The organism is Thermococcus paralvinellae, from assembly GCF_000517445.1.
Taxonomy (GTDB): Archaea; Methanobacteriota_B; Thermococci; order Thermococcales; family Thermococcaceae; genus Thermococcus_B; species Thermococcus_B paralvinellae.
Genome location: NZ_CP006965.1, coordinates 15,933 through 41,114 on the forward strand (window position 1 = coordinate 15,933; position 25,182 = coordinate 41,114).

Annotated in this window: 25 protein-coding genes and 1 pseudogene; 11 read left to right on the forward strand and 15 right to left on the reverse strand. The window is 40.0% G+C overall.

Going from position 1 to position 25,182, the window contains the following annotated elements:
* Positions 1 to 57: 57 nt before the first annotated feature.
* From TES1_RS00085 to thpR, 4 genes are all read left to right on the forward strand, one after another.
* Positions 58 to 792 (forward strand): hypothetical protein, encoded by a 735-nt coding sequence (locus TES1_RS00085; RefSeq protein WP_042679088.1) that lies wholly within the window; start codon positions 58 to 60, stop codon positions 790 to 792.
* Complete coding sequence (locus tag TES1_RS00090; RefSeq protein WP_042679093.1) at positions 785 to 1,534, forward strand: P-loop NTPase family protein; 750 nt, start codon at positions 785 to 787, stop codon at positions 1,532 to 1,534. Before TES1_RS00085 ends, TES1_RS00090 begins: the two co-directional genes overlap by 8 nt.
* 79 nt (positions 1,535 to 1,613) lie before the next feature.
* Positions 1,614 to 2,075, forward strand: coding sequence for a phosphoribosyltransferase (locus tag TES1_RS00095; protein ID WP_042679095.1), 462 nt, complete (start codon positions 1,614 to 1,616; stop codon positions 2,073 to 2,075).
* A complete protein-coding gene (gene thpR, locus TES1_RS00100) occupies positions 2,072 to 2,629 on the forward strand; it encodes an RNA 2',3'-cyclic phosphodiesterase (protein ID WP_042679097.1) in 558 nt (185 codons plus the stop codon). The genes TES1_RS00095 and thpR overlap by 4 nt, the downstream gene beginning before the upstream one ends.
* Here thpR and TES1_RS00105 read toward each other — a convergent pair.
* Positions 2,626 to 3,915, reverse strand: a complete 1,290-nt coding sequence (locus TES1_RS00105) for an ATP-binding protein (RefSeq protein ID WP_042679099.1) — start codon at positions 3,913 to 3,915, stop codon at positions 2,626 to 2,628. The two genes, thpR and TES1_RS00105, sit on opposite strands and share 4 nt — an antisense overlap.
* A 143-nt stretch (positions 3,916 to 4,058) precedes the next feature.
* Here TES1_RS00105 and cca point away from each other — a divergent pair, with 143 nt between their 5' ends.
* A complete protein-coding gene (gene cca, locus TES1_RS00110; protein WP_042679100.1) occupies positions 4,059 to 5,417 on the forward strand; it encodes a CCA tRNA nucleotidyltransferase in 1,359 nt (452 codons plus the stop codon).
* Here cca and TES1_RS00115 read toward each other — a convergent pair.
* The gene (locus TES1_RS00115; protein ID WP_042679102.1) at positions 5,414 to 7,204 is read right to left on the reverse strand and encodes a polysaccharide deacetylase family protein; all 1,791 of its coding nucleotides are present in this window, start codon (positions 7,202 to 7,204) and stop codon (positions 5,414 to 5,416) included. The two genes, cca and TES1_RS00115, sit on opposite strands and share 4 nt — an antisense overlap.
* A 160-nt stretch (positions 7,205 to 7,364) precedes the next feature.
* Between TES1_RS00115 and tnpA the strand changes: the two genes are divergently transcribed.
* From tnpA to TES1_RS00130, 3 genes and pseudogenes are all read left to right on the forward strand, one after another.
* Positions 7,365 to 7,799 (forward strand): IS200/IS605 family transposase, encoded by a 435-nt coding sequence (tnpA, locus tag TES1_RS00120; protein WP_042679104.1) that lies wholly within the window; start codon positions 7,365 to 7,367, stop codon positions 7,797 to 7,799.
* A 35-nt stretch (positions 7,800 to 7,834) separates the two neighbouring features.
* Positions 7,835 to 9,081 (forward strand): annotated as a pseudogene (locus tag TES1_RS00125) (RNA-guided endonuclease InsQ/TnpB family protein).
* A 141-nt stretch (positions 9,082 to 9,222) separates the two neighbouring features.
* On the forward strand, positions 9,223 to 9,477 hold the full coding sequence (locus tag TES1_RS00130) for a hypothetical protein (RefSeq protein ID WP_084340053.1): 255 nt from the start codon (positions 9,223 to 9,225) through the stop codon (positions 9,475 to 9,477).
* Here the strand turns inward: TES1_RS00130 and TES1_RS00135 are convergent.
* The 6 genes from TES1_RS00135 to TES1_RS00155 all read right to left on the reverse strand — a co-directional run bounded on the left by TES1_RS00135 (position 9,459) and on the right by TES1_RS00155 (position 13,019).
* On the reverse strand, positions 9,459 to 9,695 hold the full coding sequence (locus TES1_RS00135) for a MoaD/ThiS family protein (protein WP_042679110.1): 237 nt from the start codon (positions 9,693 to 9,695) through the stop codon (positions 9,459 to 9,461). The two genes, TES1_RS00130 and TES1_RS00135, sit on opposite strands and share 19 nt — an antisense overlap.
* Positions 9,679 to 10,008 carry a hypothetical protein gene (locus tag TES1_RS00140; protein ID WP_042679112.1) on the reverse strand — a complete coding sequence of 110 codons (330 nt, stop codon included), beginning with the start codon at positions 10,006 to 10,008 and terminating at the stop codon, positions 9,679 to 9,681. Before TES1_RS00140 ends, TES1_RS00135 begins: the two co-directional genes overlap by 17 nt.
* 72 nt (positions 10,009 to 10,080) lie before the next feature.
* On the reverse strand, positions 10,081 to 10,221 hold the full coding sequence (locus TES1_RS11210; RefSeq protein ID WP_320406864.1) for an OsmC family protein: 141 nt from the start codon (positions 10,219 to 10,221) through the stop codon (positions 10,081 to 10,083).
* A complete protein-coding gene (locus TES1_RS00145; protein WP_320406865.1) occupies positions 10,218 to 10,517 on the reverse strand; it encodes an OsmC family protein in 300 nt (99 codons plus the stop codon). Before TES1_RS00145 ends, TES1_RS11210 begins: the two co-directional genes overlap by 4 nt.
* 88 nt (positions 10,518 to 10,605) lie before the next feature.
* Complete coding sequence (locus tag TES1_RS00150; protein ID WP_042679114.1) at positions 10,606 to 12,480, reverse strand: aldehyde ferredoxin oxidoreductase family protein; 1,875 nt, start codon at positions 12,478 to 12,480, stop codon at positions 10,606 to 10,608.
* A gap of 5 nt (positions 12,481 to 12,485) precedes the next feature.
* Positions 12,486 to 13,019, reverse strand: a complete 534-nt coding sequence (locus TES1_RS00155) for a 4Fe-4S dicluster domain-containing protein (protein ID WP_042679116.1) — start codon at positions 13,017 to 13,019, stop codon at positions 12,486 to 12,488.
* A gap of 115 nt (positions 13,020 to 13,134) precedes the next feature.
* Here TES1_RS00155 and TES1_RS00160 point away from each other — a divergent pair, with 115 nt between their 5' ends.
* Entirely contained in the window at positions 13,135 to 13,968 is an 834-nt protein-coding gene (locus tag TES1_RS00160; RefSeq protein WP_042679118.1) for a DMT family transporter, read from the forward strand.
* Here TES1_RS00160 and TES1_RS00165 read toward each other — a convergent pair.
* The 4 genes from TES1_RS00165 to TES1_RS00180 form a co-directional block, all read right to left on the reverse strand.
* A complete protein-coding gene (locus TES1_RS00165; RefSeq protein ID WP_042679120.1) occupies positions 13,965 to 14,582 on the reverse strand; it encodes a DUF116 domain-containing protein in 618 nt (205 codons plus the stop codon). The genes TES1_RS00160 and TES1_RS00165 overlap by 4 nt on opposite strands.
* Positions 14,583 to 14,692: 110 nt before the next feature.
* Entirely contained in the window at positions 14,693 to 15,772 is a 1,080-nt protein-coding gene (locus TES1_RS00170) for a DUF835 domain-containing protein (protein WP_042679123.1), read from the reverse strand.
* Positions 15,773 to 15,872: 100 nt separating this feature from the next.
* Positions 15,873 to 16,403 carry an inosine/xanthosine triphosphatase gene (yjjX, locus tag TES1_RS00175; RefSeq protein ID WP_042679125.1) on the reverse strand — a complete coding sequence of 177 codons (531 nt, stop codon included), beginning with the start codon at positions 16,401 to 16,403 and terminating at the stop codon, positions 15,873 to 15,875.
* A 5-nt stretch (positions 16,404 to 16,408) separates the two neighbouring features.
* Complete coding sequence (locus TES1_RS00180) at positions 16,409 to 17,599, reverse strand: TIGR00529 family membrane protein (RefSeq protein ID WP_042679127.1); 1,191 nt, start codon at positions 17,597 to 17,599, stop codon at positions 16,409 to 16,411.
* Positions 17,600 to 17,730: 131 nt separating this feature from the next.
* Here TES1_RS00180 and TES1_RS00185 point away from each other — a divergent pair, with 131 nt between their 5' ends.
* Together TES1_RS00185 and ileS are read left to right on the forward strand one after the other, a co-directional pair.
* Entirely contained in the window at positions 17,731 to 18,108 is a 378-nt protein-coding gene (locus TES1_RS00185) for a hypothetical protein (RefSeq protein WP_042679129.1), read from the forward strand.
* A gap of 192 nt (positions 18,109 to 18,300) precedes the next feature.
* On the forward strand, positions 18,301 to 21,498 hold the full coding sequence (gene ileS / locus TES1_RS00190; protein WP_042679130.1) for an isoleucine--tRNA ligase: 3,198 nt from the start codon (positions 18,301 to 18,303) through the stop codon (positions 21,496 to 21,498).
* Positions 21,499 to 21,564: 66 nt separating this feature from the next.
* On the opposite strand, the gene TES1_RS00195 is transcribed toward ileS, so the two are convergent.
* The 3 genes from TES1_RS00195 to rqcH are packed head-to-tail and all read right to left on the reverse strand — an operon-like array spanning position 21,565 to position 25,049.
* On the reverse strand, positions 21,565 to 22,647 hold the full coding sequence (locus tag TES1_RS00195; RefSeq protein ID WP_042679132.1) for a radical SAM protein: 1,083 nt from the start codon (positions 22,645 to 22,647) through the stop codon (positions 21,565 to 21,567).
* A gap of 9 nt (positions 22,648 to 22,656) precedes the next feature.
* On the reverse strand, positions 22,657 to 23,100 hold the full coding sequence (locus TES1_RS00200) for a hypothetical protein (protein WP_042679134.1): 444 nt from the start codon (positions 23,098 to 23,100) through the stop codon (positions 22,657 to 22,659).
* A complete protein-coding gene (rqcH, locus tag TES1_RS00205; protein ID WP_042679136.1) occupies positions 23,097 to 25,049 on the reverse strand; it encodes a ribosome rescue protein RqcH in 1,953 nt (650 codons plus the stop codon). The genes TES1_RS00200 and rqcH overlap by 4 nt, the downstream gene beginning before the upstream one ends.
* Positions 25,050 to 25,182 lie beyond the last annotated feature (133 nt).

Genomic DNA, 25,182 nt, shown 5'->3' on the forward strand with positions numbered 1-25,182 from the left:
ATTATTTGCAAAAAATATTTATTTGAGTTAGGTTTTATGTGATTTATGGGTGGTAAAGTGCCAGTTAAATATGAGCTTAATAATTTGTTAGACATAGTTGGTCATAATGAGAATCTCTCAATAATAGAGCGAGATTCACGTTCTCTGGGCTATGCTTTGGGACTTAACATGCTTAAAATTCTCATTGAGCGGGGAGAATTTGTGTGGCTTGTTCTTTTTGAGCCTCTCTCAGTTTTTCGTACAAACCTTAAGACCGTTGGATTGCATCTCGAAGAGCTTCTCCAGAGAGGAAATTTTTACATATTTGACATCTATGGGAGTGTTGCCAAAATTAAACGAAATTTACCTCACATATATCAAGTAAGGGGTGATATTACTGGAATAGGTTTTGTTGTAAAATATATGGAGGTTGCCTCTTCTGCACTCTTAGAAACTTTGAGGAATTTAGGAGTTGAGGAAATCAAACGAGTATGGACACTTGGATTCTTGGACTCCAGCATCGGTAGGTTCTTTGACAATCCTGTTGAAATCTACAAGAGAATGTGGCTTCTCAAGTATTCCCCAAGAATAAGACCACCTATAAAGGATATACGGAGTATAATCATCTACAACTCAGCAGAATTTCCTAGGCTGGAGAGCTTTATCTATGATATATCTGATTACGTTCTGGAAAGCTTTGTAGTGGGTGAAGATGAGCTGAAGCATTTAATAGTGGTCTCAAAGTCCAAGAAGCCAGAGCTGGATAATCTAGTGCTTGAGTATCTCTTCGGTGGAGGTGAAAATATTGACTAATCTTGGTATTCCTGAGCTTGACAAAATTATTGGTGACATTGAGAAGGGCTCTTTGATTGTGTTGATTGAAAGAGATCCACGTTCATTAGGAAGTTTAATCTCTCTCCTAGTTGCAAAGAAAAAGCTTGAGGGTGGTCACTTGGTTGCCCTTTTCAATAAATCTCTTCCACTTCCAGTTCTATTGAACAGATTGGAGAGCGTTGGAATTGATGTGGATAAATACTTGGAAAATGGTCAGCTTGCAATACTTGATGTCTTTGATAGCTATTATGAGGTCAGATATGATATTCCTGGCGTGTTTTACATCAGAGGTGGGGTTCAGGAAGGCTCATACCTTCAAAAGTCCGTGAAAGAAATATTAAATATTAAAAAAGAATGGGCTAGGAGAGGATTAATTGAAGAGAACACAGAACTTTGGGGAATTAACTATAAGCTTTCAGATTATCTTGACATATTCAGTGAACGTGGATTGATAAAAATCATTGAACTCACTTCTGAGATTAGATTTGTCCATGAGGCATATACGCACTATCCGAAAGGAACAAACATCTGGGTATTTTCTGGAGATAACCAAACAATAATCAACTTGCTCTACAGGAGAGCGGATTATGTAATCGAGACTAGGAGCATTCTTACTGAGGAAGGCGTAAAAAGGGAGTTATATTTAATTAAGATGCCAAAAATGGGAAGAATTAGGAAATTCACATATCAGATTAGGGGAAATGAGTTCAGGATATTTTAGACTGTTTTTGACAAGAATTTGTAAACGCTGAATTTTTAAATTATTACTCCTATCCTACATTTATCAAGGAGGTGGCAATATGGATAAGGTTTATCTCACGTGGTGGCAGGTTGATAGAGCGATATTCTCATTGGCTGATAAACTGAGGGAATACAAGCCCGATGTCATTGTTGGAATAGCGAGAGGTGGTTTGATCCCAGCGGTAAGATTAAGTCATATCCTGGGGGACATAGAGCTCAAGATAATAGATGTAAAATTCTACACAGACATCAATGAGCATGCAGAAATGCCGAAGATAACGATTCCGATATATGGAGACCTAAAAGATAAGAGAGTTGTTATCGTTGACGATGTCAGCGACACAGGGAAGACACTGCAAGTCGTCATAAATGAAGTTAAGAGACTTGGTGCAAAAGAAATAAAAGTTGCCTGTTTAGCTATGAAGCCTTGGACTTCAGTTGTGCCTGATTTTTATGTGTTTAGAACTGACAAGTGGATAGTCTTTCCATGGGAAGAATTCCCAGTGGTGGTGAGGGAATGAGGGCCTTCATAGCCATTGATATAGGCGACAACGTTAGAGAAAAGCTCGTTCAAGCTCAGGATAGCATTGCAAGAACAAAAGCTGCTAAAATAAAGTTTGTCGAGCCGGAGAATCTCCACATCACTCTAAAATTTTTAGGTGAGATAACTGAGGAGCAGGCTGAGGAAATAAAGGAAATTCTCCAGAAAATAGCGAGTAAGTATAAAAAACATAATGTTAAAGTCAAAGGTATTGGTGTGTTTCCAAATCCAAACTATATCAGAGTAATTTGGGCTGGTGTTGAAGGTGATGAAATCATAAAGAGCATAGCCAGTGACATAGAAAAAGAGCTGAGAAAGCTCGGCTTTAAAAAGGATAAGGACTTTGTTGCCCATGTGACAATTGGAAGGGTGAAGTTTGTTAAAGATAAGATTGGGCTTGCCGTTGTTTTAAAGGAGTTGGCAAACGAAGATTTTGGAATCTTTACTGTTGATGCAATTGAGCTAAAGAAAAGTACCTTAACTCCCAAAGGTCCAATTTACGAGACACTGGCAAGGTTTGAACTTAAGGATTAGAGCTGAACTAGGAACAGAGGCACAGGGATTATTGCGAGGTTCCTCTCTTCAATGAAGTCAAGTTTGCCTTTTGACAAAAGGATTTTGTTTTTAATCCCTACTCTTGGAAAATCACTCGGCTTAACTTTATTCTGCCATTTCACTTCAACGCCAAAATCTTTTGTTACAAAGTCAACTTCCTTTGCATTATGGAAGAAATACGTATCAAAGTTCCTCTTTATGTGCTCTCCCACAATTCCCTCTACTTTTTTTGCAATTTCAACTTCTATTCCAAACTTCCTTGAAAAGGTTTCTAAAATTAATGGATCCAAAAAGTAGAACTTTCTTTCTTTTCTGAAAAGCGGTGTCATTAAGTTTGGCTTTGTTTGAAAATAGTTCCTCCCAATAAAGAGCTCCTCAAATATTTCCAAATACTCCCTAACAGTTACATGCGAACCTATTTCCATTTCCTTTGAAAGGGTATTTAGAGAAAACTTCTCTCCATATCTCTTTAAAATACCTAAAATTATTGAAAGTGCTATCCTTTCACTTCTCCCAAGTTTTGTAACATCAAATATTGTCGCATTATAAATCATTTCATATGTGTCTGGGCTTATTTCACCACTCTCAAAGAGCTCAAATATCGATTTTGGATAACCTCCAGATGATAGGTAAAAATAAAATGCTTCAAAGAGTTCATCCATGTGGGGGTATAACTCTAAGGCATTTTCATAAAGGATTTTAGGAGAAGTTTCTAATGTTATCTTCTCTAACTCTCTTTTAATCTTTGGATTTAATAACTCAACAACTTTTTTAAAGCTCAATGGCAGGAATTCCTCGACTTTTATTGGTCTTCCAGGAAAGCTTTCCTTTTTCAAGCCAAGGGATGAGGAGCCAGTTATATAAAGGGTGGTATCCTTCTTTAGAGGAGAATCGAGGAAAAACTTTATCGCTCTCTCCCAGCCTTCAACAAACGTTACTTCATCAAGAAACACAAACTTCTCTCCTCTCTGCATTCTTGAGAAGAACTTCAGGATTTCAATTATGTCTCTGTAATCTTTAAGCAAATCACAAGAAAAGTAGAGAATACTCCTTGGGTTGGTTCCTCTTTCAATAAGATCAAGGATTATAAGCTTTAAATATGTGGTCTTTCCAACTTGCCTTGGACCAACAATTATCTTGTTCCTATTTTCAAATGTGTATCTTATAGGATTTCTTTTTGATAAGGCTTCTTTAACCTTTTCATCCTCATAAATAGCTTTTTTATCTCGCCACCATGGGTTTTGAAATCCCATCAGCTCTTCCATTTTTATCACAATTGATACTGCAGTATCAAATAATATATAAATATTTTGATACTAAAATATCAAACTGTAGATGAAAAGATAGCAACTTTAAAGAAAGATTAACAAAAACAAACACATACTAGAGGATAAAAGGTGAAGTCAAAATGAAAGAACTTTTAGACCAAGTTCTTAAAGAAATCAAGCCAAGTAAAGAGGAGAGAGAGCTTGTTGAGAAGATAAAAGGGGAAGTTGAAGGTATTGCAAGAGAAATAATAGCTGCCTTTGGTTATGATGTTGAGCCCTACTTCGTTGGCTCCTTAGCTAAAGATACCTATCTGGCTGGAGATCATGATATTGATCTTTTTTTAGCATTTCCTCCCGAAACTCCATTGGAAGAGCTGAGGGAGAGGGGTTTAGGACTTGCAAAAGCTATTGGGGAAAAGCTTGGGAAATATGAGGTTGCCTATGCTGAGCATCCTTATGTTAGAGCTCTTTATAGGGGATTTAAAGTTGACTTAGTGCCGTGTTATAATGTGAGAGACTGGAGGGAAGTGAAAACTGCTGTTGACAGGTCAATTCTTCACACAAAATGGATTTTAAAACATCTAAACAGTAAAAATGATGAAGTTAGGCTTTTGAAGAAGTTCTTCAAGGGTATTAATGTTTACGGTAGCGAGATTTATATCAAAGGATTTTCGGGTTATCTCACCGAACTCTTGATAATAAAATATGGCTCGTTTCTTAAAGTCCTTGAGAACCACGATTTCATGCTTAGGCAGAAGATCATTGATTTGGAAGGCTGGCTGAAGAAAGAGCCGGAGGTAGCGATGAAAACTGTGAAGAGAGAGGCTGATGCTGATGTTCCGCTAATAGTAATTGATCCCGTCGATCCAAGAAGAAACGTTGCCTCAGCTTTAAGCTGGGAAAAATTTGGGATCTTTTATTTTAAAGCCAAGCAGTTCCTAGAAAAGCCCACAAGAGAGTTTTTCTTCCCGGAACATAAGCAAATTGGGGACTATAAGAAAGTCTTAAGAGAAAAAGGAACAAAGCTTGTAACTTTGCTCTTTAAGAAGCCAGATTTAATCGATGATTTACTTTTACCCCAGCTGGAAAAGAGTGCGAAAGGATTTATGAAAGCCCTAGAGCTTCAAGGCTTTAGAGTGTTTGAGACTCACTGGGGATACAAAGACAAAGCGTTCATAATGCTCGAAGTTGATAGGGTTGAAAGGTCAAGAATTGAGATTAAACCTGGTCCGGAGTTCTTTACGGAGAGAGGGCTAAGGTTTTACTCAAAGAATCAGAAAGTCTGGATTCGCGGAAAGCGTTTGTATTCAGAGAAGGTGGTAAAGGAGGGTATAGTTGATGTCATTAGAGAGCTTTTGGAGAAAAATCAGGTTTCTTTAGGAAAACAAGTTAAGGAGTATATAATGAGAGCGGACATCCTAATTAATTTTGTCCCTCCAGAGCTTAGCGATGAGGCGTATCTGTTCCTAAGCAGAGAAAAATGGAATTTAAAAGGCTAGACACTTCTGTGCTCACACCATTCCTTGTTTTCCCATTCTCCGTGTCTCTCACCGGAAATGTGTCCTGTATCAGCTACTGCTTGCTTTAAATCATAGAGGCTTTCTATAGCACTCCTAATATCCTGCGGCAGATCTTCCTTTCCAATGTATAAGGCCGCTCTTGTAACTACGTTATACTTGCTGTTGGGGACTTCACTTTCAAGCGAAGCAAACCACGCTTCTTCACTTGTTTCCCATCCTTCCAAACCTTGCATTCTGAATAAATCATAGTCATAGTAAAGCTGTGGAAATGCTAACAGCTTCATGTATTCAAGCAGTAAAAAGTTTGCCCTTTCGCTATTTTCTTCAATGTAGATTTCTATTAGCTCAATTAGAGCTTTGCTTATAGCTACAACATTTCCAAAGGTCACCCTCGTGTCTATGTTCTCCCAGAATCTTGGACATGAGTGATTTGCCAAAAGCATTATGTAGTAAATCCTTCCAAGTTTTAGGCTTAAAGCTGGATCAACGTCTTTTATTGGTTCAGTTACGTAATCAACGCTTGTATCTAAATCAAAATACTCGTAGTGCTCCCTGAAAAATATTCTGGCATATCTTACTAGGAACTCTTCTATGCTGTCGTCATCAGCATTTGAGTACTTTTTGATCAAATCCATAACCCCAAAACGAACTGCCCTGTTAAGCTCTCGGAAGAGCTTTGTAAGTGCAAACTTCCAGAGCTGGGATACTTTTTTCCCTTTATGCCAGCGGTTTATTACTTTGTTATCTTCTCTCCTCACTCCGGTCCATCTCATATCACTAGTCCTTCCATCTATGCTCAAGTCGTAATAGTCGCTCCAGCTGGAGTAGTCTTTAACGTTTATTCTAAACTGCTCGCTGCATTCTCCCTCTAAACACTTATACTCTGCACTAAGCTTCTTCCTTACGAATTCAACGGCATTTACTGCCTCGACTCCCTTTTCCTTCAGCCCTTTGACCCATTTCAAAAATTTATCAAGTTGCTGCGGATTGCTGAGTAAAGCTTCCAAGTCGCTTGAAAGAAACACCAAGTAGGGAATTCCCTCTTTCTCTTTGAAAACATCCACTCTCCCTTCAGCAACCGCTCTTATGAGTCCCTCAGCGTCCAGGGTATTGAACGCAAAAGCATCACTCAGCTGGTGGTCTCTACCAAATAGGAATGCTGTTCTGCCATCACATTTGTACGTGTTGCATGAAAACTTTGCTTGGGGCAAGTTTAACCCTACAAATTGCCTCTCATCCAGCAGAAAAACAATCCCCTTATCCGTTGCTTCTGTAATTATTCCAGCAGTTTTTCTGGTTATCACATTCTCGGGAAGCCAGAAGCCAACGACGCTTTTGTCCTTTATAAATGGCTCATAAAAGTCAAAAGAAACCTTGGCTAAAATTTTCTGCTCAAAAATGCTTAAATGGGGCATTATTGGATGAAAAGGAACCGTTGGAACAGCTTCAACATAGTTTTGAAATGTTTCTACAATCTCCCCATAAATTTTGGGTTTATACCGTAGAACCATATACAATGTGAAAGGCTCAAAATCAACACTTACACTTCCTTTTTTGAGCAACATTAACGTATCATCCACGTATTCGTAAGCTTTAATGATTGCTCTTGTCCAGTTTCTGCCTTTGACTTCTATATCTCTGATTCTCAGCGATACTGGGCTTAATCTTTCGGAGTATTTTATCGGATCCCATCCAGAGCCGTCATGGATATAAATTATATCTCCGGGCTGATATGCGTGAAAGTGATACCCAAATTTTTGAAACATGATATCACCTTGAGTGAGTTGTTTTAGCTGGTATAAATTACTTTCTTTTCCAAACCTCGCCCTTTAGGGCGGGGTATAGGAAATCTTCCAACGAGCCCTTTAGCAGGAAAGCAAAAAGTATTTAAACTCCAAGTGCATATCATACATTAGAGGGTTCAATATGGAGGATAAACTACCAAAGTTTAGTTCAACTAGGCATGCAAAACACTTAATAATCTATCACTTTATATGGATACCAAAATACAGCAGGGATATTCTTGTTGGAAAAGTTGCTGAGAGATTAAAGCAAATGCTCAAGGAGTATGCTGAAGAAATTGGCTGTGAGGTAATTTCTCTCGAAGTGATGCCTGACCACGTTCACATTTTCCTCAGGGCAAAACCTAACCTCTCACCTGCACAAATCGTAAATCACTTGAAGGGGAAGAGTGCAAGAAAACTTTTAATGGAATTCCCCGAACTGAGGGCAAAAACTACTAGAGGAAGATTATGGTCTCGCTCTTATTTTGTTGCTTCAGTTGGATACATAACTGATGAGATTGTTAAACACTATGTCGAAACCCAATGGGAGCGTGAGTTAAAACGAAGAGGACGGTAACTGTAAAACTCCAAGCATCGAAAGAAGTTGAAAGAATTCTCTTCGAGTTAGCTGACACTGGAGCAAAAGTTTGGAATGAAGTGAATTATTTGAGGAGAAGACAATTCTTCAATCATGAAAAAGTTGATTTTAACAAAACGGAAAAAGTAGTCTATGAGAAATACAAAAAAGAAATTGGCTCCGCAACTGTTCAGCAGATTTGCAGAAAGAATGCTGAAAGCTGGAAGTCATTCTTCTCTCTAATCAAAAAGCGGAGAGAACTTCCCAAGTGGATGAAACCAAAACCACCAAACTATCAAAAGGAAAACGGGAAGAGAAAGCCGTTGATAGTTTTAAGGAACGACCAATACAAGATTGAGGAAAACAAGCTGATTTTGAAAGGTCTTGGTAAATTTAAGCAATTGGAAGTCCAATTCAAGGGTAGAATTCACTTGAGGGGCAAACAAGGAAGGCTTGAAATAATTTATGATGATGTCAAAAGGAAATGGTATGCTCACATAAGCTTTAACGTTGAGGAAAAGCTAATCCGTGGTGAATGGGTTAAACTTCCAAAAGAACCGTTAGGAAACCTTTCAGCGGGAATAGACTTGGGAGTGAACAACTTAATGGCAGTTTACGTCGAGAATGGAGAAAGTTTTCTGGTGAACGGAAGACCGCTAAAAAGCATTGTCTTTTACTGGCAACGCAAAATTGCCGAGTACCAGTCAAAACTCAACAAGTCAGGCTGTAAGGGGAGCAGAAGATTGAAGAGAATGCACGAAAAAGCTAAACTCCAAGCCAAGCATTACATTAACACTGTAGTTAGACAAACTGTTGAGAGGCTTTATCAATTAGGCGTTAGCAGAATCGTGATCGGTTATCCAAAAGAAATCGCAAGAAACTCTGACAAAGGGAGGAAGCAGAATTTCATTCTCTCCCACATCTGGCGTTTCAACACGGTGATTCAAAGATTGAAAGAAGTCTCGGAGGAGTATAGTATTCAAGTTGTCTTGGTTGATGAGGCTTTTACTTCTCAAACTTGTCCCCTCTGTGGGAAGCCCCACAACGGGGCTAGACTCGTTAGGGGATTATTCAAGTGTCCCGCAGAGGGGCTTGTAATGAATGCTGATTTAGTTGGTGCTTTTAATATTTTGAGGAAGGTTGTTAGAACGATAACCCCTAGCCTGGGTTAACGGCAGGTAGGGGTAATGGGCTCAAGACCGAGCCCGAGGGGTTCAGGGAACCCTTGAAAGGGTTCCCGATGGAGATCCCTCAAACCTTCCCGCCCATGGCGAGGGGTTAACTAGTTGGAACCCTCGCCCATCACGGCAGGGAGGAGGTCAGTTGTGCCCATGTCTTTAACTCGATAACTTAATAAGGGTGCCCTAATAAGTTTAGACTGGTGGAGTTCGTGGACAAGCTTGAGCTTAAAAACTATCTTACAATGCTGAGAGCTAGAATGAGCTTTGCTGAAGAGCTTTATGGAATTAGGATGAATTATCTTCCGCTTGTTGTTGAAGATGAGATAATAATCCTTGACAAGAACGATGGTAAAATCAAGAGACTAAGGGACAAAAAGCCTCTCAGTGAGAGCGAACTTGAGATGGTTTTACCCAAAATCAGGGAGAACATTGAGAAAGGTCTTGTGGATTTGTATCTGACGATGAACTTCCAGTGCATTCATGGTCCCGGGGAGTAGCCTCCATAAACCACTGGTAGGAGCTTTACATAGTCACTTTCCCTTAACCTATAGCTTTTTCCAACTTTGCGCTCGTTTACGAGTATATGGTGTTCCTCTGCACTTATCTTTAGCTTTCTAAGCAAATCTTCAACAGTAGAGCCTTCCTCAATTTCAATCTCGAATTCTGGAGAGAATTTTAATGCGAGCTCTCCATATAGTCTAATCTTTATCTTCATTTCTCAACCCCTGTAAAAAGCGATTGAGCTTTTCATAAACTTCTTTTGGGGCTTCTCTAATTGGGGACAGCTTTAGCTTTGGTTTTTCAAGCCCAACTACGAGTTTTTCAAAGAATTCAAGGGCATTTCTCATGGCTTCCTCTTGAGTCATGCCAGGAGGAATGTCATTGTCAAAGTAGTACCACGTGTCACTCTCCTTGTCATATAAAGCTAAGCTTGGCAAATATTCGCCGCATTCTCCTCCGATCGTGAGCTCAATGAGTATTTCATCGTTTTCAAGATAGCCTCTTTTTTCAAGTTCTTCTCTCCACATTTATCTCACCGATGGAAAAATAAGTGAGAAGAATAAAAGCCTTTTCTGAACCTAAGGTTAAAAAGAAAACAGCTAAGCTTTCTGAACTTCGATCTTAACTGGGGTAGGATTTGCTATAGTGTCGCTTACAGGACACCTTTCTTCAACGTGCTTGATCCATTCCTCTAAAGTCTTTTCATCGACCTCAGTGTCAACTATTAAGTTAACGCTCACTTCCTTATAACCTGCCTCTCGCCGCCCTTACCCATGAATTTGGTCGGGTCTAAAGTCCCTGAGATTTTAATTTTTAGTGAATTGATAGTAAATCCCATCTCTTTTGCTACTAAGTGTCCTACAACGTTTAAACAGCCCGCTAAAGCTACTAAAAGGTATTCCACTGGATTAGGCCCGGCATCTGTTCCTCCCAGACTGGGAGGTTCGTCAACGATAACTTCAAAGTTTCTAACTTTTGCGATAGTTTTCGTCGGGGATACACCTTCGCCTATGATTGAAAACTTCAAATCAGGCATTTGAAATCACCAATTTTGGTTTTATCGGGAATGCTTAATAAGATTTTTTAAATTAAAACTAAAAGTTAAACAAGAAAAATAAAAATGGTTAAACTCCCAAGCGTTTCTTTATTCTCCTAACTTCTCTTTTTGCTTCCTCTAAGCCAATCTCTTCGAGGACTTCTTCCTTAGGGATGCCGTTTTCATCATAGCCAATCTCTTCATAGTACTGCTTGAGCTTTTCTTTAATATCTTCTCTTGTGGGGGCTTTCCCTTTCACTGGTCCGCTTGGCAGTGGCTCATAGAATCTTGTTGGATTATCATCATCTTTTCTTGGATCCCAGTAAACATCTGGCCCTCCGAGTAAGAGGAGAATTCTCTGGAGGTGAATTATTCTCAGTCCAGTTTCATTGAACCACTTATCTGAGGTTAAGTCAAAGCCTGTGACTGCATTCCCAAACTCTATTATTCTCTCAAATCCGGGTTTTGTAACAAACATACATATCACTGCTGAGTCATAGAAAGCGTTGACCAATTCACCTTCATAGCTCCTCGCAGGCAGTCCAGCGGTTGCTGTGTGGTCTCCCCCTTGCACAGATGCAGCATAGCTTATATCTTTGGTATAATCGAGGTTACTTCTAATTCCATGTGCACCTACGCCAATGCCCTTAACATGAACCGCATATTTTAGGGCATCTGTACCTTTCATTTCACTTATCTTCAACGCCGCTCTGTAAGTTCCTTCAGCCAAGATTTTTCCTATTCCTTCTTTGTTCACAATCATCTCAATCAGCTTCGCAAATCCCTTTTCATCTCCCCACTTAAGCTCAAAGCCCAAGTCATCTTTCGTCAATATGCCTCTCTGATAAAGCTCAGCAGCAAAGCCTAAGGTGTTTCCGGCATTTATCCCATCTAGCCCATATTCGTCAACTAAATATGAGAGGTATACAATCTTTTCTGGCTCAAAGATTCCTAAATTGGTTCCCATATATGCCATGAGTTCATAATCAGGTGCATCTGTGATTGCGCCCTTGTATGGCCCATACCTTAAATATGAAATTTTCATACAGTTCACTGGACATCCATAATCTGCCCAGTACTTCTTTATCCATGCTTTAAGTTCAAAGTTCACGACACTAATTTCTTCATTATCATGATATTCCTCCTGCCAGTTCTTTATCGGCTCACTCGAGCGGTCTTTTCCAACGCTGTAGCCACCAGCCCCAGTTCCCCATTGTCTAAACGTTGTAAGTGTCAAAAGCTCTCTTTGAAACTCTCTCAGCATAGTTTTGAACTTCTCTTTATCATACACGGGAGGTAAAGCTTTGCTCCCCTTGACCACTACAGCCTTCAGCATCTTACTTCCCATCACAGCTCCAAAACCACCGTAGCCAGCAGCGTGCATCAGCTTGGTCATTATCGCCGCAAAGCGGACTTTATTCTCTCCTCCTCTACCAATGTACATAACCGTAGGCTCCTTGGGAATTCCTCTAAGCTTCTCCTTCTTTTTGAGTTCTTCATGAATGTCTTTTGTTAGGGTCTTAACGACTTCAACACCATTCATTCCCCAGTATTTGCTTGCATCCCTGATTTCAATTGTATCATCATTGACGAAGAGATAAACTGGCTCTTTCGCTTTTCCTCTGATGATTATTCCATCGTATCCTGAGGCTTTGAGCTCAAGCCCGACTTCACTACTTAAAACGCTCCCAACAACTCCATTACTTTCTGGAGACTTAGATACGACGGCAGTTTTCATTCCGGGGTAATAGCCTGTTAAAGGTCCTGTTAAAATTAGCAGGAGGTTTTCTTCACCAAGAGGATCAACTTTTTCCCATCTATCTCCAAGCTCTCTCCAGAGGATGTAAGTGCCTAATCCCCTCCCACCATAGAACTTCTTCAATATCTCTTCATTAATTTCGACAACCTCTATTTTTTCCCTGCTTAAATCAACATCAATGAGCTTTCCAGTATAGCCGTACATCCTATTCACCTCACAAACTCTTCTCCATACATTTTTCTCGCTAAATCCATGCTCTTCTCAATTGGTTCTTTTGCAAAAGTTCTGTATATTGAGCGGTAGTTGCCCTTGACAAGTGTTAGAGCATCATGACCAGCTTCATGACAGACTTCAACACACTTTGGATTCCCGCCGCATAAGTCGCAGATGACAACACTGCCTTTTCCAGTTGGAATTCTGGGAACTTTTCCAGGGCAAGCTAAAACACAGGCTCCGCACTCTGTGCACTTTTCCTCATCAACGAGAACAGCTCCGGTTTTTTCATCAATGCCTAATGCACCAAAATTGCAGGCGTTCACACAAGGATAATCAGGACACTGGACGCAAGTGTGTGGAACGTTTACACCCGGTAACAGCTCGTAAATCCTTATACGGGAGGCTTCTGGCCATATTATGCCTTCATGCTCTAAAGAACAAGCGACCTCACACAATCTGCAGCCACTGCACTTATCTGGGGTTATAAGAATCCAAATCCTTTCCTCATTTTTTGTTTCTTCTCCCATGGTATACACCTAAAAAGATTTTTATGCTTATGAGGTATATATCCTTTATGCCAATCAAAGCGTTTAAATTAGAATCTGAAAATACATTTATAACTTAAAGAGTGAGGTCATTTCGATGAAAAAAGCTGAAGCAGTACTTTTGGGCATCACTGCAATATGGGGATTCACTTTTCCAGCAATGAAGGTTAGTCTTGACTACATTTCCCCGATTCTTTTCTTAGCATATCGCTTTGGTATTGCATCACTCCTAATGCTTTTAATCTTTGGAAATAAAGTTCTGCGAAGAGACACACTTAAGGAGGGCTTTATTTTGGGTATAACTCTCTTTTTTGGGCACGGATTCCAAATAATCGGCTTAAAATATACGACAGCATCAAATTCTGCATTTATAACATCTCTCTATGTTGTATTTACTCCATTCATAGCTTATTTCATTCTTAAAGATAAGCTTGAGCTTAGGGATTTTGTTTCGTTAATTATCGCAGTTATAGGGCTCTATTTAATCTCTGGGGCAAGTCTAAAGTTCAACAAAGGAGATCTGCTTACTGTTTTATGCGCACTCTCTTTTGCTTTTCAGATAGTTTTAGTCCAAAAATTTGGAGAAAAGGATTACCTTAGCCTAGCATTTTGGCAAATATTCTGGAACTTTGTGTTCTCTTTTACGTATGCTGGAATTGTAGAAGGCTTTAAATTTCCAACCAATTATCTTCCTTGGGTTGGCATTCTTTACACATCGCTTTTTGCCACGGTTATAGCGTTTACGCTCCAAATTAAGTATCAGAAGGAGACGAAAGCTTATAAAGCAGCTCTGATTTATTCAGCGGAGCCGATATTTGGGCACATTGCATCTTTTATAACAATTAGAGAAGTGCTAAGCTTAAAGGGCTATGCTGGTGCAGGATTAATTCTAGCCGCTATATGGAATGAAATAAGAAATGAGAAGGATTAAACTGGGGTGGGGGTTCCACTTATATCTGAGGACACAGAAGATGCTGTCTTTGGATCTTTGATTCCAATCTGCATGACCTCTTTCACTCTTTCAATGTCAACAATAGTGTTTATGCACCCTGCCTTAAGAAGTGGAACCGCTTGGAGAGGTATTTTTAGAATAGAAAGCTTTTCTGCAGCTTCAGCTAGTTCAGGCCAGCAGGCAATTCCAATTGCTGCTTTTATCTCTCCCTTCGGAACTTTTTCCTTGAGAATCTTTTTGACCAAACTTCCTCCGGGAACTATGTAAAACTGCTTGTATCCGAGCTTTTCTCCATACTCAATTATCTCTCCAATTGAGCACTTTCCGCACTTGGTACATTTCCACCCATATTCACCGAATTCTGCTGGACATTCTTTAACGTTTCTTAAACATTGTGGGATGAAAACCGCCCTTTTTTCAACTGGAACTTTTGCAAAATCCTTTTTGTAGGCCTTATTCTTAAGCTCAACATAGATTTGATCCGTAAGTTCTTCGTCTTCGCTAATTAATGAAAGTGCTATTCTCACGGCATTTCTTGTACTCAAATCTGCACCTAATGCAAAGAGTTTGGCTATTGTGTTTTCTAAGCTCATGGTTTTCCACCACTGTGAAAAGCCTTAAATTTATAGGTGCATATAAACTTTTAGCCCTCCCCACTCACACCTTCGGGATAAATGACCGGAGGTCGGTCGGGGAGGGCACACTACTCTAAGAGCCTTTTTAGGAGCATCCATTCTTTTTTGCTCCAAGCTGAGGGATTAGTCACAATGATGAGGGAACCTTTGTATATGATTACAAAATCCCTTAACGAGCTTAGGAACTTGACTATAGACTCAAAGCTGTTATACATAATAAGATATTCAAGACAATCGATTACTATAACTCCTTGTTGATTTATCATAGCAGTGGCACGTAGATACCTGTTCGCCAATTCAGCCATTTTTGCTAAATTGGTTGGGGATATTGTTTTCATGTTCTTTCCAGGTATGTTAGTTATAAAGTATGCTTCCCACTTCTCTGGCACATCTGAGATGTCCCTTAAGAATGCAAGAACTTCAAAATCTCTGATTGACTCCTTTATCTGTCTGTATTCACTTTCATCAACAATTAAAACCCCAGTATTCACTTCAATTTTCTGCTCATCATTATCTTTCTTAAGTAGCTCCCGAAATCTTTCAGTTCTGACGAATTGGATTATTGAATAGGAAGCCATAAATGTAAAAAACGCGCCTAAAATGAACCCGAAGGGAGCGAACCATTCCACTGGTCTTAAAAGTGGATAGTCCATTTCATGGACCCCATACAGCATTAAAGAAATTGCTAGTAGTCTTGCCTTTTTGTGATAAATCCTAGAAAGAGAAACTGTTAGGACACCTGCAAGGAATATGTAAAAACCGGAGAGTCCGTATGGAACTCCTATAGAGATCATCCATTCTGAGGTGTCTCTGAGATTTGTCATACCTATTAAATACAAAGTCATTACAAGCGGTACTGATGCGACATAATAGAACTCTGAGGGTATTGGGTGGAATGTTTCTTCTTCACTCACTCTTAAAATCCCATAGAACAGTAGAGATGCAAAAAGGGCTTCAAAAATGGAGTTCAGATCCTGGATACCAATAATATCAAAAATAATTGAAAACGCTGCTGAAAGCCATGCTAATGCCAAAATGAGAGCAGATCTTCTGTTTCCAGTATAGAAAATGTAAAGTAAATATCCAGCCGCTATTAGCTTTATAGATAAACTTAGTCCTCTACCAATATCGAGAAATAACTTGTTCATAACTATCTTATCATTTATATATTACGACTTCAGAGTATTAAACAATTTCGGCTCATCAGGGCTAGACCTCATCATCTTCTTCAGCTTTTCCGGAGTCCAATCATTGCCCAAAATAGATCTCCTCATTTATCCTCGGTATCATTGCCATTAAAACTGCTAGTTTGTTCAACTCTTTTCTCAGTAACTTTCCTCTTGTTAAAAAGCCTATCGCCCCTATAGTCTTTTTTAACTCTATATCTCCACTTAGTTCACTCATTGGAACTGCAATTTCCTTTAAAACCTGTTCAACGGCATAGGGCGGGTACTCAAAGCCTGGCCCGTGACCTAGGGTTATTCTCCCTTCTCTATCAACAATCGCACAGAACTGAATGTCCATATATCCGGTTATGGTGTATGGGACTTCATAAAGTCCTGCTTCTATCCCAACACCTAAGTCTGCATTAGTCTTATTTAAAGCCTTCCTAGCTCTGTTAATAGCTCCTTCAATTGTTTTTTCTAGTCCTATTGGTTGATCTCCAACTTCGCTATCAACCTCAACTGCTATGACTTCAACATTTTCGTAAAATTCTCTCATAATTTCTTCAACAGCTTTGACTTTTGTTGGGTTTGTTGAACCAACTGCTACTCTCATGGGCCTCACCTTAGCAAGATAGTGTATATTACTCCTAGAATAAACAAAACGGCTCCAGGAACTAAAAGCTTTCTGTAAACTCTTTCTAATTCTGCTTTATAATATTCAGCTGAGAAAACTAGACAAAGATGCACTGGACTAAATAGCATCCCCATGTAACCGCTGAGATATGCGAGAGCGATTTTATCAAAGCTTGTGAAGAAAGGAAGTAAAAGCGGAAATGCCATTCCAACGTATGCAAAGCTTATTCCCGTCATTAACCCCACAATGAATGGTGTTAGAGTTATCACAAAGGTTACTGGGAGATTTAATTGAATTATTGCTTCTGGCAGTGCACTAACAGCCCCCGTTGTTTGAAGAAGATACTTGAAATACATAACAGCAAGAAGCAAAAATACTATTTTTGGCTGGACTCCACGCTTGAGAATCTGCTTTCTATCGAGATTCCTAAAATGGGGTGCTAATGCAGAAATAAACCCAATGAGCGCTCCATACACCATGTCATATCCCAAAATAATTGAAACTAGGATAATTACCAATATTGGATAAGTTGCTTTCAAAAGGAGTTTTGCCCCCTCCTTTCTGTTTCCAGTTTCGGATGTCTCATCTTTTATTGGTCTCAGCAATAGAACATATCCAATGATTATCATCAAAATAGTCAGCGGGAACATCTTTATGCTGAAATCTCTAACAGCTATTCCTAAAATGGCTGAGGCAATTATGATAGCTTGATACATTGGCCAGGAAAATTCCCAGACATGCCTAAACCAGTAGTTTACAACGGTTTTTTCTTCTGGCTTTAAGTTGAGCTTATTGGCGACTTCTTCAATCATTGGGGCTGAAACTAAAGCACCAGCTGGCATTGGCATTAAACCTATCAGAGCTGGGAGCATTGCAAGTGAATATTTAGCTTTAGGAAACAGCTCTTTGATAGCTTTCTCCATGTCTTTGAGATACCCGATTTGAGAGAAAACATTTGTCATTGCCATTATGAATACGATAATCAAAATCAACCTTACTGTGCTCCAGGCAGTTGAAGAGTAATAAAAGGCTTTAATTAGTTCCAATGGTGTCAAACCAAAAAGAATTCCCAGTAGAATTGAGCCGGCAAAGATTGAAATCCCCACATGGACTTTTAGGCGAATAAGAATTATTACAAGGACAAATGTTATGAGTAGCTTAAGTACCTCGATCATTCATTCCCACCGCCATATTAATGTTTAGATGCAAATCTAAAATGTTCCTTATAAGCTTATCTGAGCCAAATTTTTAGCAACAAAAAGTTAATAAACCTTTAGACCAAATTTTACAGTGGAGGTGACAATGTATGGTGCACCAATATATTAAGGAGAGAACTAAAGAGTTTACAAAAGAAGAAAAGGAAAAACGATGCAAGTATCTAGGAAAAGAGGTTATTGACTATGGGGATCCAGGATTGGACAGTATACCAGAGTTCTATGGTATAGCCAATGCAATCTGGAGGGATTGGAAAGAAGGAGAGATAAGCACAAAAACTGCTTTGGGAAGACTAGCTTTGCTTAAACTTCTCACCTACAAGACCAAAAATAAGAAAATCCAAGACATACCAGATGAAGAGCTTGAGGAAGTTAGAAAGTTCATTGATTACGTGATTCAGGTTATCAAGAATGAGAGCAGAAGAAAAGGTGAGCCAGAGGAAGAGAGAAAGGCAGAAGATAGTGCTTAGATATTTTTATATTTTCCCACTTCTTTAGGAGCAACAGACAACTATCCAAAAAGCTTATAAGTAAAGTTCTACAAAAATGGTGCGATGTCCATGAGGGGGGATTTATTTATCCTCAGCTTTGCATTTTGCCCATGATAACTTGGGCTGTTCTGTTAGCTTAGTCTATTCTACAAACTTTAGGAGGTTTTTAACATGATAAGGGAACCAGAATTTAGAGAATACAATGCCCAGCTATTGGAAGAAAAGATGGAGAAGTTTTGGGCTGAAAACAATATATACGAAAAGGTAAAGCAGAGCAGAGCCAATGGGCCGAAGTACTACTTTTTGGATGGACCACCATATGTTAGCGGTGCAATACACCTTGGTACAGCTTGGAACAAGATAATCAAGGACATGATAATAAGGTTTAGAACGATGCAAGGTTACAATGTGAGAAGACAGCCAGGTTTTGATATGCATGGTCTTCCAATTGAAGTTAAAGTGGAGCAGGCTTTAGGACTGAAGATAAAGAAAGATATAGAAGAGAAAATTGGCGTTGATAACTTCATAAAGAAGTGTAGAGAATTTGCACTCAAAAACCTCAAGATAATGACCGAGCAGTTTAAGATGCTCGGCGTTTGGATGGACTGGGATAATCCATATATGACAATAAAGAACGAATACATTGAATCAGCTTGGTTTACTCTTAAGAAAGCTTGGGAGAAGGGCTTACTTGAGAAAGACATGAGAGTTCTTCACTGGTGTCCAAGGTGTGAGACAGCTTTGGCTGAGCATGAAGTCAGAGGCGAGTATAAGATAAGGGAAGACCCAAGTATATATGTCAAATTCCCACTTGAAGGCAAAGAAAATGAGTATCTCCTAATCTGGACGACTACACCATGGACTCTGCCAGCCAACCTGGCCGTAGTGGCTCATCCAGAGTATGATTACGTTAAAGTTAAGGTCGAGCTTGACGGAAAAGAGGAGTACTGGTATCTAGCAAAGGCACTTGTGGATAAAGTTCTTGAGGAGATAGGAGTTAAAGGAGAGATTGTTGAGGAGTTCAAAGGAAAAGACCTTGAAGGACTCAGATACTTCCACATATTCCTTGAGGAGTATCCAAGGCAAAAAGAGTTTAGAGAGAAGTATGAATGGGCTCACCGCGTAATTCTTGGTGATTTTGTAACACTCGGGGAGGGTACAGGATTAGTTCATTCGGCACCAGGTCATGGTGAAGAAGACTTTGAGGTTGGAAGAAAGTATGGACTGCCAGTGTATTCCCCTCTTGATGATGAGGGAAGATATGTAGAAGGCAAGTGGAAAGGCATTTATGTCAAGGATGCAGACCCAGAGATAATAGAGTATCTCAAAGAGAAAGGTCTTCTCGTGAAAGCTGGAACCATAGAGCACAAGTATCCACACTGCTGGAGATGTAAGACTCCTCTCATATTCAGAGCAACAGAGCAGTGGTTCCTCAAGGTCAGTAAAGTAAAAGACCAGATAATCAAAGAAAATGATGAGAAAGTCACATGGTATCCAGATTGGGTTAAGATAAGGTTTGACAACGGCGTCAGAGACAGTGGAGACTGGGTCATCAGCCGTCAGAGATATTGGGGAATACCCTTACCAATATGGCAGAGCGAGGACGGTGAGATATACATTGTGGGCAGCTTTAGAGAGTTAGTTGAGCTTTCCGTTGCTATTGAAGTGAACGGCGAAAGGATTGAGCTTCCAGAGAGCTATGAAGAAAAGATCAAAGTCATAGAAGAGAAGCTTGGTCCAGAAGACTTGCACAGACCTTACGTTGATGCCTTCATAATAAAGGTGAACGGCAAAGAAATGAGGCGTGTAAAAGACGTCCTTGACGTGTGGTTTGACAGCGGAATAGCATCATGGGCTTCTCTCGGCTATCCGAGGGAGAAAGAGCTGTTTGAGAAGCTCTGGCCCGCTGACTTCATAGTTGAGGGTGAAGACCAAGTTACAAAGTGGTTCTACTCCCAGCAAGCTGCAAGCGTCATAGCTTTTGACACTGTTCCATACAGACATGTTGCAATGCACGGTTATGTTCTCGATGAAAAAGGAGACAAGATGAGCAAAAGCCTTGGAAACATCATAAGGCCAGAAGAAGTTGTACAGAAAGAGGGAAGAGATGCTTTTCGCTTTTACATGCTCTGGGCAACGACTCCTTGGGAGAACTTGAGATTCAGCTGGAAGGGACTAGCTCAAGTCAAGCGTATGTTGAACATACTCTGGAACGTCTACATACTTGCAGCAACTTACATGAGCCTTGACAAGTTTGAACCAGAGAAGGTCAACCCAGAAGAGTTGCCCTTCAGAGAAGAGGATAAGTGGATTTTAAGCAGGGTGAACAGCTTAGTTGAAACTGTTACAAACGGAATAGAGACATTCTATCTCACAAGAGCGACAAGGGGAATCTATGACTTCGTCGTTGAGGACTTAAGCAGATGGTATGTGAGATTGATAAGAAAGAGGCTCTGGGTTGAGGGAGACGATCCAGACAAATTGGCTGCATACTGGACTCTCTGGAAGGTCTTTGATGTGCTGTTGAGGCTTATGGCACCGTTCACACCATACATAGCGGAGGCAATCTACCAGAACATGGTTGCCAGAAAGGAGAGCGTTCACCTAGAGGACTGGCCTGTCAAAGAATTCACGGATGAAGAGCTTGAGAAGGAGATGGCAGTAGTTAGAAAGATAGTTGAGGCGGGAGCGGCAGCGAGACAAAAAGCAAAGATAAAGCTCAGATACCCGGTCAGACAGATTCTCATAGAGACAGAGGATGAGCTTACAAAGAAAGCTGTGGAAAGATTGAACAGAATTTTGAGAGCCCAGCTCAATGCTAAGGAAGTCAAAGTCGCAAAGGTAGAAAGAGAAATAAGGGTCAAACCAAACTTCGCAAAGCTCGGTCCGCACTTCAAAGGCGATGCAAAGCTCATAGCTAAGTGGATTGATGAGCAGAACGACAGAGAGCTTTATGAAAAGCTCATGAAGGGCAAGCTCAAAGTTGAGATTGAAGGCAAAGAATTTACTCTCGAGAGAGACCACATAGTTGTTGAAGAGCAACTCCCAGACTTCCTCGTTGGTGAAGAGTTCGATTACGGAAAGGTCTTTGTGGACAAGACGCTTACAAGAGAGCTCATGATGGAAGGACTTGCAAGAGAATTCATCAGAAGAATACAGGAGATGAGAAAGAGGCTTGACTTAGACGTCAACGACAGAATAAAGGTTTACATTGAGACAACCGAGGAGAACAAAGAGTTGCTTAAGGATATGCTCGACTACGTAAAGAGAGAAACGAGAGCGGTTGAAGTGTTCTTCGAGGAGCCAAAAGGCTACGTCGTTGATTGGGAGGATGTGAACGCAAAGATTGGAATTGAGAAGGTTGAGTGAGCTTTTGTTTTCCTAGTTTCTTTCCTCTTATATTCTACATTTTCTAAGTCAGCTTGTATAGCAACGCTAATTTATCGGCGTCCTTTCAACCTCAATTCTATCCCAAGTCGGATACTCCTCCAAGATATAAAACCTAACATCCCCCTCTATTGCATCAGCCAATTCAAGGGCAACTTCAATCGGCATTTCAATCCTTCTCTTTTTCCTGTTTAAGTAAAGCCACTCCTCTGGAACGTCAGCTTCTTCAACTAAAAGGTTGTAGAGCTCGTCCAAATCTTCATATTCCGCTATTGCAAACTTCAGCGTTCCATCTTCAGTTATCTCCATGTAAGGCTTAGCGACGTTTCTCGCCATCCTTTTCAGCCTGTTCTTGAGCTGAATCGCGTCCTTCAGCTTTGCAGTGCAGAGATGATAGCTAAGTGAGGTATTCTCTTCACCCCATCTGAGAATTTCAAGTCCGAGCTCTAAGCTCCCTTTAATTGCTGAACTCTCATTACTTATTGGTTGATATCCTCTGTTGATAAGCGCTCTCAGATTCGTCTCGCTGAACTCAAGCTCATTTATGTTTAGAAATTTAGCTCCAAGCTTATCTAAAAATTCTGCAAACCACCTTATTCTTTCCCCTTGTCCTGGAACAGCTGGAACTTCTCCGCCAACGTCCCAGTCAAAGTCAAAAGCGTTCTTTATGTTCTCAATCTCAACTTTGAAAAGCTTCGAGTTCGGATTAAATAAATCTGGGTGAAAGCGAATCTCATCTAAGCCAGCATCGTAAAGCTTCTTCAAATTTTCCTTTGTTGCTAAAACCCCAGTGGTGTAGAGATGGACGTGGAACTTTTTGCCAAAATTCTCCTTCAAAACTTTGATGTATTCTACTGTTCTATCCAGCCTCGCCAGAGGGTCTCCTCCGGTAACTCCAGCTCCTAAAGCTTCTTGGATTTTAGCTTCTTCTATAATGTCATCTATGCTTTTTATGGGTCTCTCATTTGCATAAGCTACATCCTCTCTACGCCAAGGGCTAAGAGGACAGTAGAAGCAGTCTCTTGGACATACACCTGTAGTAAAAAGCACTAACTTGGCCCCTTTAACACAGAGCTTGCATCCCTCGGGTAACTCACCAACGACATATGAGTAATACCTGCTCTCTCTCATTTTATCACCTTATGCCACATCAACCTGCTCATAATGCGGTAGATCTTTCTTGTGCCTTATGAGCATTTCGTAGAAAAACTCCTTCATGTCGGGGCTCATGTCATCATCCATCAGCAAATCAGCTTTTCCTTTGTATCCGCTCTTTTCTGCCTCTTGTATCAAATTGTTTAGAACTGGTATAAGTTGTTGGATTAATGCTCTTACAAGTTCTGGATACGCATCTTCATCAATTTCCTCATCGCTCTCAAGACCGAGGTAAATTATGTATCCTTTCATCTGCAAAGCTAAGACAAATTCAGTCTCTGTTATCTCAACAAATGAGAAGTTGTAGCTCTTTGAATCAGTTCTTGCAAGCATAACTCCCTTAATTGAAAGCGTAACAATATCATCGTCAATTTCAAAGATTAGATCTTTAGCTAAGTCTCTCTGAACTATTGCATAGAGGTTTATCATTCCACCACCTCCACTATATCCCCTTCTCCCGGCGGCAGAATTGCCATTAAATCTTCTTCAGCAACCTTATATCCCCATCTTTCAAGAATCTTCTTAATCTTCTTCACAAGCTCGCTCTTCTTCAAGTCGCCGGGTCTTATTACAATGTATCTCTTTGTGTGGGCTTTAACAGCATCAACTGGGCCGCACATTACCAAATCTTCTCCCTCGTAGTTTATTACCCCAACTGCCAGCTTGAGGGGAATTCCGTGATACCAGTTTCTCTTTCCATAAACCATAAATGCACCTTTGCCAAGATACTCTCCGCTTGGAGCTTTCTTTGTAACTTGATTTGGATACGCCCAGTAGGCATCTGCTGAATAAACGCCTTCGCTCCATGCTTTTGACATTGAAACGGCAAACTGACATGCCTCAAATATAGTCTTTTCACTCGCTTTTTGTCCGTCTTTGATTACAATGTGAGGTGCTCCGTGAACATCAGCGTGACAATACAAGTCATTTTCGTCCATGTGCTTTTTAACTACCATTTCATTGGTTGTTGCATCCTTCCCTCCTATAACGAGAAATCCTTCACTGCTTATAAACCATCTAAACTTTTCAAACCACTTCTTCTTTCTTTTCTCTAACTTTTTGACTTTGACCTCCTTTTTCATTTCTTCTTTAATCAGCTTTTCAATCTCTTGAAGTTTCTTCTTGGTGTCTTCATAAGCCTTCTTTGCTCCTTCGAGCTTGTGTTTGGCTTTTTTAGCTTTCTCATAATAAATCTCAGCATTTTCGCCAATACTTTTGTTGAGATACAGCCTAATTTTCTTGCCATCAATTTCAATTGTGACAGCCTTTTCCTTGGGGTCTATTGATTTAACCATCAGGGCTATCTTATTTCCAGCTTTCTTGCCTTCCTCTATGCGTTTTTTGAATTCTTCCCAGCCGAGCTTTTCAACAGCTTTTGAAAACTCTCTCAAAAGATTATCAATGAAAGTGAAATTCGCATATATTAAATCGCCAAGCTCTTGATTTTTCTTCATCTCGGCTTCAAAGCCTTTCATCTGCTCTTCCTGCCTTCTAAGCGTTGCTAATATCTGCCTCTTTTTCTCTTCTAAACGCTTAGTTCTCTCAATTTTTGCTTTTTCCACGGTTATCTTTCCAAAGTACTCATCTAGGGCTTCGCTGAATGTTTTAAAGTATTTTTTCTCATAATTTTCATACCATTTGAGCTCAATTGGGACTACGTCAATCATTGTCCCATCTTTATATATGATGTTTGGCTTCTTTGGAGCGTTAAATACCTCTTTCATCTTCTCAAAAATCAGTTTAAGCTCCTCTTCGCTCAGCTTGTTTGCTTTCTTTTTCTTGTCAATTTCAGCTCTCAGAAGAATTTCCTCTGCGTAGAGACCTCCCATGTTCAGCTTTCTTGCCAGTGCCCTTACAATCTCAACGTCTTCGCTTTTAATTAATTCAAGGAATCTTTCCCAGCTCACTTCTACAGGGCTCTCCCTTGCTGGGGGGAGTTTATACTCATGCTTTGGCTTTATTGCTCTGTCTCTAAATTCCTCATACCTCAAAGCGCCAATGATAATGTTGTTTTCATCAACTAGAACTATATTTCCTCTCCTAAAGAGCTCAGCTATGAGGGTATAGTTCCCAACCTTAATCTTTACAATTCTGTCAAAGTCATGCTGCTCAATATCATCAAAAAAGCCGCCGCTTAAGTGTTTGCGGAGAAGCATCGTGAACGATGAAGGCATCTTTGGAGCTTCTTTTATGTAGCTCGTCAAGTGAATTCTTTTGCCAGCCTCAATGATTAAATCTTTTCTCCCCTCGCCTGCTTTGTGGAGCTTAATCCTAATCTCACTCTCGTCATGATAAATCTTGTCAATTCTCGCGCCTTTAAGGGACTTAAGCTCTTCAACTATGTATTTGATGTCAACGCTGCTCATTTCTTCTTTCATAAGTCTCACCTAAGGGGAATCTGCTGGAGACAATATAAACTTTAGGAGAATTATTTCACCACCATAAACCATTTTTAAGCTATAAAAGGCATTTCCATTCCGAAATTGTTAAATACTCAAAAATAATTAATGA

Bases quoted from the DNA above. Each gene is read 5' to 3' on its own strand.
- TES1_RS00095 (WP_042679095.1), top strand. From the start codon at position 1,614: ATGGATAAGGTTTATCTCACGTGGTGGCAGGTTGATAGAGCGATATTC.
- thpR (WP_042679097.1), top strand. From the start codon at position 2,072: ATGAGGGCCTTCATAGCCATTGATATAGGCGACAACGTTAGAGAAAAG.
- TES1_RS00105 (WP_042679099.1), bottom strand. From the start codon at position 3,915: ATGGAAGAGCTGATGGGATTTCAAAACCCATGGTGGCGAGATAAAAAA.
- cca (WP_042679100.1), top strand. From the start codon at position 4,059: ATGAAAGAACTTTTAGACCAAGTTCTTAAAGAAATCAAGCCAAGTAAA.
- TES1_RS00115 (WP_042679102.1), bottom strand. From the start codon at position 7,204: ATGTTTCAAAAATTTGGGTATCACTTTCACGCATATCAGCCCGGAGAT.
- tnpA (WP_042679104.1), top strand. From the start codon at position 7,365: ATGGAGGATAAACTACCAAAGTTTAGTTCAACTAGGCATGCAAAACAC.
- TES1_RS00130 (WP_084340053.1), top strand. From the start codon at position 9,223: ATGCTGAGAGCTAGAATGAGCTTTGCTGAAGAGCTTTATGGAATTAGG.
- TES1_RS00135 (WP_042679110.1), bottom strand. From the start codon at position 9,695: ATGAAGATAAAGATTAGACTATATGGAGAGCTCGCATTAAAATTCTCT.
- TES1_RS00140 (WP_042679112.1), bottom strand. From the start codon at position 10,008: ATGTGGAGAGAAGAACTTGAAAAAAGAGGCTATCTTGAAAACGATGAA.
- TES1_RS00145 (WP_320406865.1), bottom strand. From the start codon at position 10,517: ATGCCTGATTTGAAGTTTTCAATCATAGGCGAAGGTGTATCCCCGACG.
- TES1_RS00150 (WP_042679114.1), bottom strand. From the start codon at position 12,480: ATGTACGGCTATACTGGAAAGCTCATTGATGTTGATTTAAGCAGGGAA.
- TES1_RS00155 (WP_042679116.1), bottom strand. From the start codon at position 13,019: ATGGGAGAAGAAACAAAAAATGAGGAAAGGATTTGGATTCTTATAACC.
- TES1_RS00160 (WP_042679118.1), top strand. From the start codon at position 13,135: ATGAAAAAAGCTGAAGCAGTACTTTTGGGCATCACTGCAATATGGGGA.
- TES1_RS00165 (WP_042679120.1), bottom strand. From the start codon at position 14,582: ATGAGCTTAGAAAACACAATAGCCAAACTCTTTGCATTAGGTGCAGAT.
- TES1_RS00170 (WP_042679123.1), bottom strand. From the start codon at position 15,772: ATGAACAAGTTATTTCTCGATATTGGTAGAGGACTAAGTTTATCTATA.
- yjjX (WP_042679125.1), bottom strand. From the start codon at position 16,403: ATGAGAGTAGCAGTTGGTTCAACAAACCCAACAAAAGTCAAAGCTGTT.
- TES1_RS00180 (WP_042679127.1), bottom strand. From the start codon at position 17,599: ATGATCGAGGTACTTAAGCTACTCATAACATTTGTCCTTGTAATAATT.
- TES1_RS00185 (WP_042679129.1), top strand. From the start codon at position 17,731: ATGGTGCACCAATATATTAAGGAGAGAACTAAAGAGTTTACAAAAGAA.
- ileS (WP_042679130.1), top strand. From the start codon at position 18,301: ATGATAAGGGAACCAGAATTTAGAGAATACAATGCCCAGCTATTGGAA.
- TES1_RS00195 (WP_042679132.1), bottom strand. From the start codon at position 22,647: ATGAGAGAGAGCAGGTATTACTCATATGTCGTTGGTGAGTTACCCGAG.
- TES1_RS00200 (WP_042679134.1), bottom strand. From the start codon at position 23,100: ATGATAAACCTCTATGCAATAGTTCAGAGAGACTTAGCTAAAGATCTA.
- rqcH (WP_042679136.1), bottom strand. From the start codon at position 25,049: ATGAAAGAAGAAATGAGCAGCGTTGACATCAAATACATAGTTGAAGAG.